Source organism: Nostoc sp. (assembly GCF_036917395.1).
In the GTDB taxonomy this organism is placed as follows: domain Bacteria; phylum Cyanobacteriota; class Cyanobacteriia; order Cyanobacteriales; family Nostocaceae; genus Nostoc.
Genome location: NZ_JBALDI010000004.1, coordinates 41,977 through 58,738 on the forward strand (window position 1 = coordinate 41,977; position 16,762 = coordinate 58,738).

Sequence of the window (16,762 nt, forward strand, 5' to 3'; positions counted from 1 at the left end):
GTCAATTTTTTAACGAACCGCTAAGGGCGCATTCGCGTAGCGTCTCCAAGAGTTGAACGCAAAGGAAGAAAAGAAAGAGAACGAAAAAATGCTTAACTGAACTGTATTGCCCTTTACCCTTTTCCCCTCCTTGGTAATTATTTGGGTGGAGAAAAGCAGCACAAAATTGTTCTCCACTATGATCTTTAGCAAAAGGAGTCCGCCAATGAAAGCTTACGAAATTCAAAGCGATGCCGGGATTGATGCCCTCGCATTAGTCGATCGCCCTGAACCAAAACCAACTGCGGGACAAGTTCTGATTCAAGTCAAAGCAACATCCCTAAATTACCGTGATCTACTTATCGCCGAAGGAGCTTACGATGCTAAACAGAAATATCCGGTAATTCCCGTGTGTGACGGTGTGGGGGAAGTCGTGACAGTGGGGGAAGGTGTTACACGCGTGAAAATAGGCGATCGCGTCGCGGGTACTTTCTTCCAAGGCTGGATTTATGGCTCTTTCACCAGAGAGAAAATGAAATCCGCTCTCGGAAGTGGTAACGATGGAATGCTGACTGAGTATGTCGTATTACACCAAGATAATTTGGTGATATTACCAGACTATCTATCCTACATTGAAGGGGCAACTTTGCCCTGTGCAGGTGTCACAGCTTGGCAAGCACTGGTGACAGAAGGCAATATTCGCGCAGGTGATAGTGTTTTATTACTCGGTACTGGGGGAGTTTCGATTTTTGCTCTCCAGTTTGCCAAGATACATGGTGCTAGAGCGATTATTACTTCCAGCAGTGATGATAAATTGGCACGAGCTAGACAACTTGGTGCTGACGAGACAATTAACTACAAAACAACACCAGATTGGGAAAAGCAAGTTTACCAATTGACTAATCGCATAGGTGTAGATCATGTAGTAGAAGTAGGCGGTGCAGGCACTTTGCCAAAATCACTACAAGCAGTCCGCATTGGGGGACGTATTAGTTTGATTGGCGTATTATCAGGTAGAGGAAGTGAAATTGACCCCAGTCCAATACTTTTTAAGAATTTAACAGTTCAGGGAATTGAAGTTGGCAGTCGGGAAATGTTTGAGGCGATGAATCAGGCGATGCAACAGCATCAAATCAAACCGATTATTGATCGAGTTTTTCCATTCACTGAAGCACGAGAAGCTTATCATTATCTCAAAAGTGCGGGTCACTTCGGTAAAGTAGTTATCAACCTAATTCCTAATTAACTCGTTCTCATGCTCTGCGTGGGATGCATTCATGTGGGCTGCTACTTCAAGTCTAAAGAGGCAGAGCCTCTAGAAACCCATTCCTTGGCAGCAGCCAAGGAACGAGAGGACATAATTATTAATTACGTTTAAACAGCAGCGAGAGTAGGCGCAGCGAATTTAGCATATCGCTCGATGTAGAATTCCTTAGAGTGAGCGATCGCCTTCACAGATTCACGCTCTTTCAAAGCACGTTTCCACTGGCGTACACGGGTAAATTCCTCTGGCACCCCAAAGCCTCGATACTGCTTCAGTGCAGCCCAGCGCTCAAACCAGGGGAAATAGGTGAAATCGACCAAACTGATGGATTCACCAAACCAGTAGGGGCCTTCCCCAGATAGCTTTGCCAAACCTTCGTTTTCAATGAATTCCAGGTGTTTGTATAGTTCCTGTTTAGCTTCTTCTTGTTTTTGGGGATCTGAACTCCGCAGCAGGGTAGAAAAAGCGGGAACGAACCTGGTGTTAGCAAAATCAATCCAGATGCGAGCCTGTGCCTTTGCAATCGGGCTGTTGGGTAACAGTGGTGGATTGGGAAATACCTCATCGAGATACTCATTAATCACTGCTGACTCCCAAACTGGCTCATTACCATGAGTTAGCGCAGGAACTTTACCATAGGGGGATACTTTGGTAAACCCTTCAGGCTTATTCTGCAAATCAATTTCAATCAAATCGAAGTCAATGCCCTTCTCTTGGAGTACCAAACGGGTACGGTGAGCATAAGGACAAACAACTGCACTGTATACTTTGATTTGGGCCATGTTTAAGTTCCTTGGTAAATAGGACTTGTTAATCGGTATTGGGAATTGAATTTTCATCCAAAATCCCAAATCTTAAATTGTTAATGTCCTGAAGCCCTTTTGAGGCGGGTGTAGCGTGAAAAATTCTCGACACTAACCAAACTTTTAAATTTGACTACTAGATAAGGCTGGGACATTGGGCATTGGGCATTGGAAATTGGGCATTGGGAATTAGTTATTATTTATCTCTCCCCCTGCTCCCCCTGCTCCCCCTGCTTCCCCTGCCCCCTGCCTTTTCCTAAAGCCAGGGCACTTCTTCAGGTGCATAACGGAAAGCGCGGAAGACTGTATTTTGCTCCCCACGAGTTACCAGCGATTTCTCACCTGGAATATTCCGAGATGCAAAGTGGGGATTGATGTATTCCCAAACAATTTCTCCTGCAACTGTCACCTCGAATATTCGGCCATAAGCACCTTCTGTAATCAAGGTATTGCCATTCCCTAAACGTTGCGCTCCTGATATATAGGAACTAAAGAAATTTTGGGGCGGGTTGTCAGTATATTCCCAAACTATCTCTTTTGTTTGGCGGTTCACCTCAATTACACGGGAGAAATTAAGAGCGATGTGACGACGATGTGCGCCATTGTCGAAAATCAAGATATTACCGTTAGCTAGTTCGTTCGGGAAGTGCTGCTGTGCTAGCACGTCATCACCCAACGTCCAGATAATTTCTCCGGTTTTGCGATCGACAATGACAACTGTAGAGATATTGCGAAAGCTGACTATAATATTGCCATCAGCGAGTTCATCCACAGTATTCCCATGAGTCCATTCATGTCGATGATCCTGGGGTGTAATCGTAAATATATCTGGATCAAGGTGTTCGTGGGCGTGCCAAGTCCAAACAATTTCCCCTGCTGGAGTCACTTCATAAAGCACATCAGCATAAATATCACCATCTGCTTCCGTACCTGTTACGCCGCCTTTGATGCTCTTGACCAACGACTGAGGTATCTTTTCAATGGCTAGTAGAATTATGTTGCCATTGGCTAGCCTCCGTCCATCGTGATGATGGTCTGGATGCTTATATTCCCAGATGATATTCCCTTTGGGATCTGCTTCTAAAACAACGCCACTTTTGAATGCAGCCCACAAGGCAAAACGTAGTGGCTCTTGTGGTGGAGTCTTACCGTTATAAAAGAGGTTGCCATTGGGTAAGAGATAACCGTATAACCCTGGTGGATAAGGCAGATTCCACTGGTGTACTACTTCTCCTTCCAAGTTCAGGAGATAGACTTCACCTTGACCTGTCAGGGGTGTGAAAAGTGTGTATCCTTTGAATACTTTTTCGGGATTGTAAGCCTTTAAACCAGTACCCCGACGACGAATAGTATTTTGGTCAACCGATGTTGCCGTAAAAGTCATATTTTACCTACTAAATATCTAGTTTTTAATCTAAGAACTGGGACAGAGTGCATCGCGCACCTCTACTCGTTTCTGAACAATTCCCTGTTTGTATATCCAATCAGCAGCACTTTGTAAATCAGCAATCACTTTCGGTTCTAAGGGAAGCACTCCATCAACAGGTCGGCGATCAAATGTCCGCTTCACAACTTCAGGCGGTAAACCTGATACTTTTTGGTATAGTTTTTGATTCTCCTGGGGATGTTTATTTAGCCATTCACCCTCTTTAGCAAGAATCGCGATAACTCCCCTAATTGCCTCAGGTTTTTCTTTTAGTGCATCCCTATCCACCATATAAAGGGAGTAATGCGGGACTTGTGCAGGTAAAGGAATTTGGCGGGCATTGTACTTGATTTCAGCACTAGCAACCCAAGGGTCCCAAACCGCCCAAGCATCGACATGATGCGATACCCAAGCGGGTAGGGCTTCATCAGGTTTCATGTAAACGCGACTTACTTTATCTTTGGGAATATTTTCTTTTTCTAATAGTTTCAAGAGCAAATGTTCGCTGATTCCACCTCGATTCACAATGACCTTTTTACCAATAAGATCATCGAATTTCCGAATGGGGGAATCTGCATGAACTACAATCCCTTCTGAGTTGCGATTAGCTGGTCGGTAGGCAATGATGCAAGCATTAATCCCACCAGATAATGCAGACAAACCAGCAATATCGCCACCGGCTCCTAAATCAGAACTTTTAGCATTGATTGTTTCTAACACAGGTGCAAAAGATGGGAATGTACCAACCCACTCAACTTTAATATTCTTGGGGGCTAGTTCACGCTCTAAAGTACCGCGTTCTTTTGCGATCGCAGACAAACTTCCCTTAATATAACCAATGCGAACTACTGTCTGTTTCTCAGATGCAGAACTTTGTGCTGTTGAGGAACCTTGATGGTCACTCACAGGTTTAACACTGGAATTAGCAGAGTTAGTCGCACTACATCCAGAAACTATCAAACTCAAGCCCGATTGTGCTACCAAAAGCCAAACTACTGCTTTTAAAGTACACAGCAAATGAGAATTTTGATATTTCTTCATCAATGATTTACTGCTCCATAAAACTGAGACAATTCCAAACAAACGGTCAATTAATAATCAGAGCCAGAGGCTCTGGAAAGGCGTTACCAGGCTGGAGCCTGGTAACGAGGCAATGGAGATTATTTATTTCTCTTTTATCTTTAATTTTGAATTTTGAATTTTGAATTTTGAATTGTTAAGGTGCTGGGTTTGGAGACTGAGTATGAGCTATATCCAACTCTTCCAAAATGTCTTTGTCGAGAACTACATTTACACTTTCCAAATTCTCTTTGAGTTGTTCGAGTGTCGTAGCACCAATAATTGTGCTAGGCACAAACCAACGACTCCGCACGAATGCTAGGGCCAAATGCGCTGGACTTAGTTGATAGCGCTTGGCAATTTCCACATAAGCTGCTACTGCTTCACTTACTTTTGGTTTCAAATAACGCTGACCAAAATTTTCAAACAAAGTGACTCTTGCTTTCTCTGGTTTGCCGTTTAGGTATTTACCAGTTAAGAAGCCAAATCCCAAAGGACTATAAGCTAGTAACCCAATTTCTTCCTGATAAACTGCTTCTGCTAAGGCTCCGTCAAATACTCGATTCAGCAAGTTGTAAGCATTTTGAATCGAAACAACTTTAGGCAACCCTAATTGTTTAGCAGCGTTACTAAATTGGGCGACTCCCCAAGGTGTTTCGTTACTCAAACCGATATAACGAATTTTCCCTGCCTTAATTACATCGGCAAAAACTGCTAGCTGTTCAGGGATGGGAACCGTTTCTGCCACCTGAGTCGGTTCAAATACCGTTTGCCCAAACCGTGGCACGTAGCGATCGGGCCAGTGGATTTGGTACAGATCAATATAATCCGTTTGTAATCTTTTTAGACTATCATCTACGGCTTGTTTGATATTATCACGGTCAATTGCTTTGGCTCCACCACGTACCCATTTAAAGCCTCGACCAGGGCCAGCAATTTTAGTAGCTATAATCAGTTGATCTCTTTGTTGACGCTTTAACCATTCCCCAATGTAAGTTTCAGTTAATCCATAGGTTTCGCCACTTGTTGGGACAGGGTACATCTCAGCCGCATCAATAAAGTTGACTCCTTGAGCAATGGAATAATCTAGCTGCTCGTGAGCTTCTTCAATAGTATTTTGCTCTCCATAAGTCATAGTGCCCAGACAAATTTCAGAAACTTTTAAGTCACTCTTGCCAAGTTGGTTATACTTCATAATTTTTGCGTTGCTTTTCAGTTTATTCAAAAATAATATTTTTTTCGATATTTTGCATTTTTCTCAAGGCGCTCTTTTTAAGTAAATTAGCTCCAAATAACACCGAATTTGGTACTAAACCAATATAAGTTTTTCAGCAAATTAATATTTAGCTATTACTACTAAAAACCGATAGATAAATCGTAATTAACGGACATAGTTGTTTATTATTGCATAGATGAACCAGATAAGTAAGCTAGTTGGGAGTAAGAAAAAATCTAAAATTGTAGTAGAAAATACTTGCTTTTATTGAGGATTTGTGAAATGGAGTATTTTAGTCTGAGTCTATATTACTATAAATCAATAGATTTACCGTAGTATATCAGAAAGTTTTAAAATTATTTTATAATTAAGTCTTAATAAATGTTCATATTAATATATTCAGTCCTAAGTATATTGTCTTCACGACAATCAAAATATACTAGATATACTTGGAAGAGTTTATAACATCTGGTACAATGATAAAGATTTAGGGTTTTAAGGATTTGTATAACCAGGAATTTTTTGCTGCGATCGCTTCCAACAATTTTAAAGCTAGTTTCGCTCCAAGTTCCGCAAATCCTTCACGAAGCAGGCGAACCGATTACACAAGTATATTTTCCTGATAAGTCAATGATTTCTATAGTTACCACTATGGAAGATGGCTCAACGGCGGAAGTCGGGATAGTGAGCAGTGAAGGTCTGGTCGGTATCCCGGTAATTTTAGGAAACAGGATTACAACCACAACATCATTTGTGCAGATTTCAGGCGCTGCTATGCAGATGAATGCAGATATACTTAGAGCCGAGTTCAATCGGGGTGGAGCTATTCAAAACCTGCTGCTGTGCTACGTACAAGCTATATACTCGGAACTGTCGCAAGCAGCTGCCTGCAACCGTCTGCATACACTGGACGAACGGCTGGCTCGCTGGTTACTGACAGTCGCTGATCGTGTGCAATCAGAAGATTTTTTGCTCACGCAAGAATTTATCTCCCAGATGCTAGGTGTACGTCGTTCCGGCGTGACAGTAGCGGCTAGCACCCTTAGCCAAGCCGGAATGATCAGTTACAAACGTGGTCATATTAGCATTCTCAACAGAGAAGATTTGGAAGCAACTTCCTGCGAGTGTTATCGAGTCATACAAAATGAATTTGCTCGGTTATTGGGCAAAATGCCCAATAACCGAGTCAAAAATTTTTTTTGAGTTATGTGTGCGAAACCGAACAGACTCGCAAAAGTAACTTGATTTAAAGTATTTTGAGCAAATTTATTTTTTAATGTTCAGTGAGCGAAAAGACTCTTAAGCCGCAAGTAAATAGGTTAGTTGCGGCTTTGCCAACTAGTGATTATCAGCGTCTTGTTCCGCACCTGAAGTTGATTTCGCTTCCGACTCGGCAAGTCATTTACGAACCAAAAGAACCGATCGCACACGTCTATTTTCCCCTAAACGGAGTAGTTTCTTTAGTCAGTAGTATGAAAGATGGCTCGATGATGGAAGTTGGGATAGTGAGCAATGAAGGCATGATCGGTATCCCAATAATTTTAGGAGGTAACACAACAACCACAAAAGCCTTTGTGCAGGTTTCGGGTACTGCTATGCAGATGGATGCAGATGTACTTAAAACCGAGTTCAATCAGGGTGGAGCTATTCAAAACCTACTGCTGCGCTATGTACAAGCTGTATACACTGAACTGGCGCAAGGATGTGCCTGCAACCGTTTTCATACCGTAGAGCAGCGGCTGGCTCGTTGGCTACTGACAGTCTCTGACCGCTTGCAATCAGAGGATTTTCCGCTGACACAAGAATTTCTCGCCCAGATGCTAGGTGTACGGCGCTCCGGTGTGACAGTGGCGGCTAATAACCTGAGCAAAACCGGAATGATTCGCTACCAGCGTGGTCATATTAGCATCCTCGACCGAGAGGAATTGTCAGCAACTTGCTGCGAGTGTTATCGGGTCATCCAAAACGAATTTGCTCGGTTGCTGGGGAATTAGCCAAGGCGCGTAGGCGTAGCCCGTCGTAGACATCGCCAATGAATAATTTTAAGTTTTTATGTCTGAAACCGGACAGACGCTTGCCAATTAGTTCCATTAAGATTTAGTAAAGTAGGCATCAAATAGTATTTACAAATACCTGCCTTTTGATGCGATTGCTACCTCAACTATTTGAGCTACGCAGCAGTGAGAATAATGTCTAATCAATCGATGTCTTTTGAAGGTCTGCGATTGCTGGTTGTTGATGACGACCTTGATACGAGAACATTACTTACCTTCCTGTTTGAATTAGAAGGAGCAGAGGTAGTCACAGCTGCTTCAGCAAGCGACGCTCTAGCAATAATGTTATTTTTTAAACCAGATATCCTAATTAGTGACATTTATTTACCAGATGAAGACGGCTACTCACTGCTTTTGAAGGTCAGAAATCTGGAAGCAAAGCGAGGGAGAAAGATTCCAGCTATTGCTATGACGGCATCTGCTTTCGAGGAAGACCACAAACGTGCATTATTAGTAGGTTATGATATATACCGATGCAAGCCGATAGATTTAGACGAGTTAGCTTCTGTGGTTGCTAGTTTAACTGGACTCAAAGAATATGCTTGACATATTTAGATGCAATAAGTCAGAAGCCAGTAAGCAAGAAAGCTTTAACTAAATTTTATTTATTTTGAAATGTGATGTCTACAACGGGCTACATCATCGCCTGGTGATTTAGTATAAAAATCACCAGGCGATGCATTTTCTCAGGAATCTTTTGACTAATTTTATTTTTTATTAATTCTGCCACCAGTAAAAACCTTGTTAAAAGGTAGTGATATAAAATATACTAAGAATAAATACAGAGAAAAACTAAGTAATTCTCTGTGAGTACTCATTTTTTCATATAAAGGAGCGCATTATGGAATATCTTGCTTATTCCCACATGTTTATTGCTCAAGAAGAGGCATCTGCAAACACCAAATATAATCCGCCTAAATCTCAATTAAATCGGAAAAAACCTCTTAAATCTTCTGACATAGTTATTACTAAAAAAGAGGTATCTGGAATCAGCAAATTTAAATTCAATTGGAAAAAACTACTTAAATCTTCAGCTTGGTTAGCTTTAGCTGGTGTTAGTGTATTACTTATTGCTGCTAGCCAAATTCAAATGAGTTCGGCTGCATATGTAAGGACTAACGGCAGTTGTTTACGTATCCGTACAGGTCCAAGCACTAATTATTCATCTGTTGACTGTGTATCAAATGGCGCAACACTTCCAGCGATTGAAAGATATGAAAACGGTTTTGCTAGGCTTTCTACGGGTAGATACGTTTTTGCGCGATGGGTTGGTGATAGACCTAATTATGCTCCTGTGACTAGACCTGGTGGCGTTGGGGGTTCAGTTATTCTTAGCCCTGGTTCTAGAGGTCTGCTTGTAAGAGACGTTCAAACAGCTTTGGGTAATCTCAGAATTGATGGAGTTTACGGTCAAGAAACTGCTAGCCGAGTCCGAAGCTTTCAGGCAAGTAAAGGTCTACTTGTAGATGGTGTGGTGGGTCCCGAAACTAGATCAGCTCTGGGCATTTAGCCAATATGAATGCGTTGCACCCTAACCCGTCGTGCAATATAGCTATTTTCAATTCGGTGAGGTATAAGACCTAACCCCCTAGCCCCCTTCCCGAAGCGGGAAGGGGAAAAATTCCATTCCTCTCTCTTTTTAAGAGAGAGGAATGGAAGTGAGGTTAAAACTGTACCTTACTTGGTCGAGAACTGCTATAAATTGATTGCTCATAGCTTAAATGCTTTTGAGTCTACTTTAGTAGACTTAAGCTATGAGCTTGGGAATTGATTCCTAAGCGGGATGAAAGCGAAAGGACAAGACTTTGAGGACTTTTGTCAGTCAACCAAAAAGCCACCCTTGGAAAATCTCGTTTCGAGGTTATACCTGTTTTCTTGTGAGATGGAAATAAATCTAACTAAAAAAATAAAAACCGGGAGAAAAGCCGGTTTTTTGTACCCTAAAAAACAGAAATTTTGCACTTTGTTTAATGTAACTTTCTAAGTTGATTCTGATGAAAGACCCAAGTAATTTTGCACAATCTGCAAAATGCGCTCTGCTGCATGACCATCTCCAAAGGGATTAATTGCATTTGCCATTGCTTCATAAGCATCTAGATCACTGAGTAACTCAGCAGCAGCTGCAAAAATGTTCTGACTCGTAGTGCCTACAAGTTTGGCTGTACCGGCTACAACAGCCTCTGGTCTTTCGGTGGTGTCTCTCAAAACTAGTACTGGTTTTCCCAAGCTAGGGGCTTCTTCCTGCAACCCACCAGAGTCAGTGAGCAAAAGATGCGATCGCCCAATTGCTCCCACCAGTTGGCCATAATCTAAAGGATCTGTTAAGAAAATTCGGGGATGATTCCCTAAAAGCTCTTGTAATGGGACTCGCACTGTTGGATTGCGGTGCAATGGTAAGAGCATTGCTGTATCAGGAAACTTGTCTAAAATTTGTAAAAACCCCTGAGCGATCGCTAACAGAGGTTCTCCCCAATTCTCCCGACGGTGAACTGTTGCTAACAGAACGCGATATGAATCCCACTCTAAACCTGGTACATTGCAAACTGCTTGGGTTGCAGCTACATTCAACAGCGCATCAATTACCGTGTTACCCGTCATGTGAATTTCACCCAAAACACCACAACGATGCAAATTTTCCACAGCCCAAGGAGTCGGCGCAAAGTGCAACTGAGTAATTTGAGAAATCAATCGCCGATTAGCTTCTTCTGGGTAAGGATTGAAGATATCATCCGTTCTTAACCCTGCTTCTACATGACCAACAGGGATTTTTTGATAAAAAGCTGCCAAAGCTGCCGCAAAAGCCGTGGTAGTGTCTCCCTGCACGACCACTAAATCTGGCTTTTTCTCCTTGAATAAATTTTCTAACCCTTGTAAACTACGGCAGGTAATATCATTTAGAGATTGCTGAACCTGCATAATTTCTAAGTCATAATCTGCCTTGATGTTGAACAGCTGCATAACTTGCTCAACCATCTCCCGATGCTGTCCAGTTAGAATTACTTGCGACTCAAAATCTGAAGACTTCTGGAAAACCTGAATCACCGGAGCTAGTTTAATCGCTTCCGGACGAGTACCCAAGATAATGTAAACCCGTTTTTGATTAGTCATTAGTCATTAATCATCTGTCATTTGCCAATGGTTATAGTCAATGGTCTATGATTAATAGTCAATAGTTGGCGATAAATCATCACACAAATCATAAATATAAAAGGATAAATCACACAAAAAGTATGAAAAAACCCGGCTTAACCGGGCAAATGCACTATTTCTTGAATAAAACTCTAATTACTAAATCTTGATCTCCAATGTTCAAATCACAAAAAGCATGAAAAAACCCGGCTTAACCGGGCAGACGCACTGTTTGTTTGTCGAATTCACCTGTAATGACTATATTTTAATCTCACAAGTTAAAGGGCAAGCAGCGTAAACAGTAGTCTGCATTTGGTCTGCCTCTCCATGCAGCCAGCTTAACCATTTAATTTCATTAGGATGAACTCCTTTAAGAGTTAGTACACCCGCAGCCAATACAACTGCCATGACATTAAACATGATTAAAGCGCCTGCTACAAGCAAAACAGCACTAACAGGCATCACAGATTGCAAGACAATTGACAACAGACATCCGACCGTAGCCATCAAGACAACTAGTGGAAAACCGACAACCAACAAGCATACTGCTAATGTAAAAGTCCATATTAAAAAGCTTTTAATCATCAACAAGGAGTAGGTCTTTCCTTGATTAGAGCTTTGAGCAGAAACCATGACTTTTCCTCCTAAAAATACACAGCAAATTTGAATTTTCAGTCATATCTCGCTTTTGGCGAGTAAACTTAATTTGTTTCTCAGTGAAATTCAGTATATAAAAACTAATCGGAAAAATGAGCATTTATTTACTAAACTTTACAGTTAATTTTTTGTAATTGTGGATATAAAGTCAAGTTTATATCTATTAAAAAAACTTCTCTTCTGCATCTCTCTTCAGGTATATAACCTAAAAGGTATGAGCTTTTAACCTTGATCCCCTGGATATTGCTCCTATTCAAATTAACATTTCTTATAAAAATTATTAGTGGTTCTCATAATTCATAGATGGGTTAAATAAATGATCTGCTAGCGTTTGTGCTGTTAATTGCTGGCAATTTGTGTCCATGCCTGGGATAAATTTCTCATCTAAAGGCTTATAATATTTATATTTCAATTTTTGTCTTAAAAAATACATATTTACCTCAATATTTTTACTGAAGCGTTTTAACTCATTGCGTGTGTTAAATCAGGTTATATAGGATAAATAACTTTTCTAAATCTTTTGAGTAGTGGAATCTCAGGAAAAAAAGATACTAATTGAGGTGGATGAAATGGATTGACCGTGGTTCTAGAGTCTCAATCGCCCCCCATTACCGCTAGGGCTTGCACGCAAGCATTCTCCAAAAGTCATCGAAGCAAGTGACTAGACTTCTCGCTAATTCAACTTTTTAACTGCCAAATGTGAAGATATATGACAGAATCACAGTCTCCATTAAATTCTAACCCTGCTGCTGGACGTAACCTGCCACCAATGCCGCCACCACCGCCAACCTTTAGTACGCAGCGGCAGATGACACAAACATTGGATATGTCAATGGATAGAAGCAGCAACGCTCCTGTTGCAGGTCATCGTCCGGGTAGTCCACCGCCCATACCTAGTTCACTTCGCCCTAAAAACAGTAGTCCGGGACTCACTTTAGCGCAGTTAATTAGGGAAGCTTACGATCAGGGATATTCTGACCTTCACCTGGGTGTAGGTGAAGTACCCCGCTTCCGCAACCGAGGAGAAATTCAAGCAACGGATCATCCAGAAATAGATAAAGAAACTTTGATGAATTGGTTGCGGGAGGTGATGACTGAGGGGGAAATTCAGCGCTTTGAAGAACATTTAGAATTTGATGGAGCAACTCAGTATGACTTTGCTCGCGTGCGGATTAATGTTTTTGGCTCCCTCAAAGGGCCTGCAATGGTCTTGCGGTTGATTCCGCTGAAAATCTTAACTATGGAACAGTTGAATTTACCTCCAGTTTTTCGGGATATTTGTCATCACCACAAAGGTTTAATTTTGGTGACTGGGCCCACTGGTTCTGGTAAATCCACCACAATGGCAGCGATGGTTGACTACATCAATAAGGAGATGGCCAAGCATATCATTACCATTGAAGACCCGATAGAATTTGTTCATCAAAGCCGCAAGTCTTTAGTCAAACAGCGGGAAGTGGGAATGCACACCCGGAAATTTGACAACGCTTTGAAAGCAGCTTTGCGGGAAGACCCAGATTTAATTCTGGTGGGAGAAATGCGGGATAAGGAAACAGTTAACACCGCCCTAAAAGCTGCTCAGACTGGTCACTTAGTCATGGGAACCTTGCACACCAATAGCGCTGTCAAAACCATTGAGCGGATTCTCAATCTCTACTCTGGTGAAGAACAGGATGCAATGCGGGTGGCAATTTCTGAGTCTTTAGTGGCAGTAATTGCTCAAGGGTTATGCCGCACAACTGACGGGAAGCGGGCTGCTTTCCACGATGTCTTGATTAACACTGAGGCAATTAAAGAATGGATCAAAGATGGTAAATATGATGAAATTGGCGAGTTGATGAAACAAGCTGGCTTTGACGGCATGATCACGATGAATCAGTCGTTGCTCAATCTTTATCAAGACGGTCGGATTACTGAAGAAACTGCTTTGGAGATGTCACCAACTCCTAACGAAATGGCACAGTTTCTCCGAGGTCGAGTTTAAGTCTGTTCCTCTTCGCAATGAAGATGATTGTCTTGTTCCCAGTCTCCGACTGGGAATGCCTATTGGTGGGCTGCTGCCTCCGGTTCTAGCGGCACCGCAATCAAAAGCATTTCCAGTCAGGGAGTGGAAACGAGATTTACAGGATTTTTGATGGGTTGCCAATTTTTTAGGTGATCCTGGTTGAGGTTATAGCTAAGGTAAAAGGTAAAAGAGAGAATTTTTACTTTTAGCTTCCTAGACTCTGTGAATAACTTGACGACAAACAAACTATCTACACCCCAGTTGTTTAAAGGCATTGCGCTATTTACACCTGGAGGAGATTTAATTTACTGCATCGATCCTAGCAAGCAAGGTCGATGGCATTTGCATTTGTGTTCGGCTTTGCAAGAAATCCTAGATTTACCAGAGCCACCGCATTTTTTAGTGCCTTGTTATACTGCAACTATTGACCACTGGTTAGATCCGCGCACTCAACAAGTGCGAACTTTTGCTGAAGCTTATCCGGCTGTAATTAGACATCAAGCTTTGCTTAATGCCATTTTTGGCACAGGGGAGTTAGTATGGCAAGCAGCTCCCTGGCAGGAGGGGTTGTGCGATCGCATGGTGTTAACAACTTATCGTTCCTCATTTGGGCAGCTTTGGGAAGATCACGATTTAATTGTCCGTCTAGACCTTTCTGAACCTGTACCAAAATACAACCAACCAATGATAGTACAAAAAAAAGAAGTTATCACACAAGGATATGTTCTGCGCTTGTTTGTTGCAGGACATAGCAGTACCACCGAACGCATTCTGCAAAATTTACACGAATTGTTAGAGCGATCGCTCGGACACCCTTATACTTTGAAGGTTATTGATGTTTTAACTCATCCAGAACAAGCAGAACTCAATCAGGTTTCTGCAACTCCTACCCTTGTAAAGGTTTGGCCTCACCCAATTCGGCGAATCGTTGGAGAGTTGGATCATGTAGAAAAGATTTTACAGATGTTAGCTCCTAAGGAAAAATTTTAAGTTTTATAACGATATCATCATCCACTGGGAGTGCATAAGCATAGCCCAATTCAGATATCCCTCTGAACTTAGTTAGATACAGCTTGGCGTAAAACTGTAACAATTGAGGGTTAATAGTGAAACGCAGAGGTAACGCAGAGGTTTGATTTGTGGCAATTGTTTTCGCTAGGAATGAAATAAAGTGTGTACTAAGCTTATGTTTTTTCAAGAGCTACAGGCATAAACGGAACTCCTGCGATCGCATCGCAATTGATAATCGCTATAGCAATATACAGATAATTATGGACTCACTTAGCAAATTGATCAATCCAAGCGATCGCTTGCAATACAGTATAGTTGTGAACAAATATTGGATGGTAACTTTAGGGCGATTTTGTTAAAGTATAAAATCTGTCAGAACGCATCTGAGTCCCATTTCGCCAAACTTCCACTCTTTCAGGGCTGACTAAATAATAAAAACTACCATTATCGGCTCGATATCTGCCTTTGCCAATATTCAAAGCTGATATCTTTATAGGCTTACTTGGGTCTTGTTTCAACTGCCCAATATAAAATAACTGACCATTTTCTTCACAGACTTTTACACGAATACTTGCAGTCTCACCCTGAATAATGGTAACTCCATTGCATTCAGTATCAGTGCTTACAGGTGCAAAATCTATTGGAATTGGCTGTGAAGATGAAACTTGCTTTGCCATTGGGGGTGTCGAGACTGGGCGGTTCGGGTTATCCGCTTGCTGAACTTTAGAAGCAGGAGCAACACTTGCAGTTAAGGATGTCAATAGATGAAGGGGGTCAACTGCTATTCGACCATTTGGATGAACTTCAAAATGCAGATGAGGTGCTGTACTATTGCCTGTAGATCCCATCTCGGCAATAATTTGACCTTGAATGACCCGTTGACCCTTGCTCACTAACAAACGGCGATTGTGACCATAAACAGTGATGCCCCCGTCAAGATGTTTAATAGTTATAGCATTGCCTAATCCCCAATTATCCCAACCTGCTTTAACAACTGTACCGGATGCAGCAGCAACAATAGGAGTCCCAGATGCCCCTGCAATATCAATTCCTTCATGTTGATATTTGTGGAAGCCTTGAGAAATAAATCCTTGAGTCGGCCATATTAAGCTAGAAGCAGGGATAGGGATTTGTCCAATTGGGGAATCGTCTGCTAACTGTGTTAGGGCAGATGTAGTTGTAGTTAATATGAGGGTTAAGGATATTAACCCAATTAGTCCATAAGTGCAGTATGGAAAAACGGTAACTTTTTTCATGAGTTGCAAGCCTATTAAAACAATAATTCAGATAGTTTCTGATTATTTGCTGTTTCAAGCTAACTCAGAAAATATCAGGAAATTAAATACTGCACTTTTTTTATTTAGTAGCTATGGCATCTTTAAGACCTTCGCCAAACACTTTGGAGCTATAAGTGTAATATCTGCCTCGTATGCCAGCCACCGACGCATCGAACGGCGGCATACGTTTATTGTGATTCTTCCCTTCTGGCTCAGGACTTCGTGTAATTATCGATTACTTTGGCTAAGTCTGGCACTGCTTCTTCTACGTGCTTTTTGGCTGAACCGCGAAGTTTTTCATAGGTTCCTCGCACGATTTGGCGCTTTACGTTCTTGGCTCTAGCATCGGTGACACCCAGTAGTGCGTCTGCTGTATGAGAGCGATTCCCATTAAGGTATTCAATTGGATCGCCTTTCTCTACGCCTTCATTCCAGATGGGATCAAGTGCTGTGAAGCACTGCGGCAGAATCTGCTCAACGACGTAAGGGATATACCCTGGCTTAACCCCCTTTAGGGCGGCGAAGGCAGTTTTCAAAGCGATGCCGCTCATACCTGACTTGGATGCAAGCTGTCCTTCGATCATCTTGCAACAGTCATTTATCACCATAGCCTTTTTGGTCGGGTTCAAAAGTCCCTCACTAAGTCCCATTTCACTCTTCCTTATCTAAGTACTTAATTTCTATTCAACTAATTTTTTTAGCAAGCAGGAAATTACAGAAAATGTTATCGCGTTTGGGGTCTTCCCAAGTAGAGGAGCCAGCCTTGTAGTGAGGCAGTCCGGTCTTCTCCCAAAGGGAGAGGCTAGCGCCAAGGGGGTTTCCCCCAGGAGGAACTGCCGAAAGGGTCTGGCGACTTGAGCGGACTGGCCTCAAGTGGCGCGT

Annotated in this window: 15 protein-coding genes; 7 read left to right on the forward strand and 8 right to left on the reverse strand. The window is 42.0% G+C overall.

The window, feature by feature from the left end:
- The first annotated feature begins 205 nt into the window (after nt 1-205).
- Nucleotides 206-1,225 carry a zinc-dependent alcohol dehydrogenase family protein gene (locus tag V7K46_RS02565; RefSeq protein WP_335110746.1) on the forward strand — a complete coding sequence of 340 codons (1,020 nt, stop codon included), beginning with the start codon at nt 206-208 and terminating at the stop codon, nt 1,223-1,225.
- Between the two features lie 128 nt (nt 1,226-1,353).
- Here the strand turns inward: V7K46_RS02565 and V7K46_RS02570 are convergent, their stop codons facing one another.
- From V7K46_RS02570 to V7K46_RS02585, 4 genes are all read right to left on the reverse strand, one after another.
- The gene (locus V7K46_RS02570; protein WP_335110748.1) at nt 1,354-2,025 is read right to left on the reverse strand and encodes a glutathione S-transferase family protein; all 672 of its coding nucleotides are present in this window, start codon (nt 2,023-2,025) and stop codon (nt 1,354-1,356) included.
- 277 nt (nt 2,026-2,302) lie between these two features.
- Nucleotides 2,303-3,430 (reverse strand): aryl-sulfate sulfotransferase, encoded by a 1,128-nt coding sequence (locus V7K46_RS02575; protein WP_335110750.1) that lies wholly within the window; start codon nt 3,428-3,430, stop codon nt 2,303-2,305.
- Nucleotides 3,431-3,460: 30 nt separating this feature from the next.
- Nucleotides 3,461-4,513 carry an aliphatic sulfonate ABC transporter substrate-binding protein gene (locus tag V7K46_RS02580; RefSeq protein WP_335110752.1) on the reverse strand — a complete coding sequence of 351 codons (1,053 nt, stop codon included), beginning with the start codon at nt 4,511-4,513 and terminating at the stop codon, nt 3,461-3,463.
- Between the two features lie 175 nt (nt 4,514-4,688).
- Nucleotides 4,689-5,726 carry an NADP(H)-dependent aldo-keto reductase gene (locus V7K46_RS02585; RefSeq protein ID WP_335110755.1) on the reverse strand — a complete coding sequence of 346 codons (1,038 nt, stop codon included), beginning with the start codon at nt 5,724-5,726 and terminating at the stop codon, nt 4,689-4,691.
- Between the two features lie 543 nt (nt 5,727-6,269).
- Between V7K46_RS02585 and V7K46_RS02590 the strand changes: the two genes are divergently transcribed.
- From V7K46_RS02590 to V7K46_RS02605, 4 genes are all read left to right on the forward strand, one after another.
- Nucleotides 6,270-6,950 (forward strand): Crp/Fnr family transcriptional regulator, encoded by a 681-nt coding sequence (locus V7K46_RS02590; protein WP_335110757.1) that lies wholly within the window; start codon nt 6,270-6,272, stop codon nt 6,948-6,950.
- Between the two features lie 80 nt (nt 6,951-7,030).
- Nucleotides 7,031-7,741, forward strand: a complete 711-nt coding sequence (locus tag V7K46_RS02595) for a Crp/Fnr family transcriptional regulator (RefSeq protein ID WP_335110759.1) — start codon at nt 7,031-7,033, stop codon at nt 7,739-7,741.
- Between the two features lie 195 nt (nt 7,742-7,936).
- Nucleotides 7,937-8,347 (forward strand): response regulator, encoded by a 411-nt coding sequence (locus tag V7K46_RS02600; protein WP_335110761.1) that lies wholly within the window; start codon nt 7,937-7,939, stop codon nt 8,345-8,347.
- 295 nt (nt 8,348-8,642) lie between these two features.
- Nucleotides 8,643-9,311 (forward strand): peptidoglycan-binding protein, encoded by a 669-nt coding sequence (locus tag V7K46_RS02605; protein ID WP_335110763.1) that lies wholly within the window; start codon nt 8,643-8,645, stop codon nt 9,309-9,311.
- A gap of 470 nt (nt 9,312-9,781) precedes the next feature.
- Here the strand turns inward: V7K46_RS02605 and wecB are convergent, their stop codons facing one another.
- Nucleotides 9,782-10,909, reverse strand: coding sequence for a non-hydrolyzing UDP-N-acetylglucosamine 2-epimerase (gene wecB, locus V7K46_RS02610; protein ID WP_335110765.1), 1,128 nt, complete (start codon nt 10,907-10,909; stop codon nt 9,782-9,784).
- A 279-nt stretch (nt 10,910-11,188) separates the two neighbouring features.
- Entirely contained in the window at nt 11,189-11,563 is a 375-nt protein-coding gene (locus tag V7K46_RS02615; RefSeq protein ID WP_273769148.1) for a hypothetical protein, read from the reverse strand.
- 733 nt (nt 11,564-12,296) lie between these two features.
- Here V7K46_RS02615 and V7K46_RS02620 point away from each other — a divergent pair.
- Both V7K46_RS02620 and V7K46_RS02625 read left to right on the forward strand, forming a co-directional pair.
- The gene (locus V7K46_RS02620; RefSeq protein WP_335110767.1) at nt 12,297-13,571 is read left to right on the forward strand and encodes a type IV pilus twitching motility protein PilT; all 1,275 of its coding nucleotides are present in this window, start codon (nt 12,297-12,299) and stop codon (nt 13,569-13,571) included.
- A gap of 243 nt (nt 13,572-13,814) precedes the next feature.
- Nucleotides 13,815-14,582: a circadian clock KaiB family protein gene (locus V7K46_RS02625; RefSeq protein WP_335110769.1), complete on the forward strand. Its 768-nt coding sequence runs from the start codon at nt 13,815-13,817 to the stop codon at nt 14,580-14,582.
- A 362-nt stretch (nt 14,583-14,944) separates the two neighbouring features.
- Here V7K46_RS02625 and V7K46_RS02630 read toward each other — a convergent pair whose 3' ends face one another.
- Together V7K46_RS02630 and V7K46_RS02635 are read right to left on the reverse strand one after the other, a co-directional pair.
- Nucleotides 14,945-15,859, reverse strand: a complete 915-nt coding sequence (locus V7K46_RS02630) for a M23 family metallopeptidase (RefSeq protein WP_335110771.1) — start codon at nt 15,857-15,859, stop codon at nt 14,945-14,947.
- A 233-nt stretch (nt 15,860-16,092) separates the two neighbouring features.
- Complete coding sequence (locus V7K46_RS02635; RefSeq protein WP_335110773.1) at nt 16,093-16,530, reverse strand: DUF6918 family protein; 438 nt, start codon at nt 16,528-16,530, stop codon at nt 16,093-16,095.
- Nucleotides 16,531-16,762 lie beyond the last annotated feature (232 nt).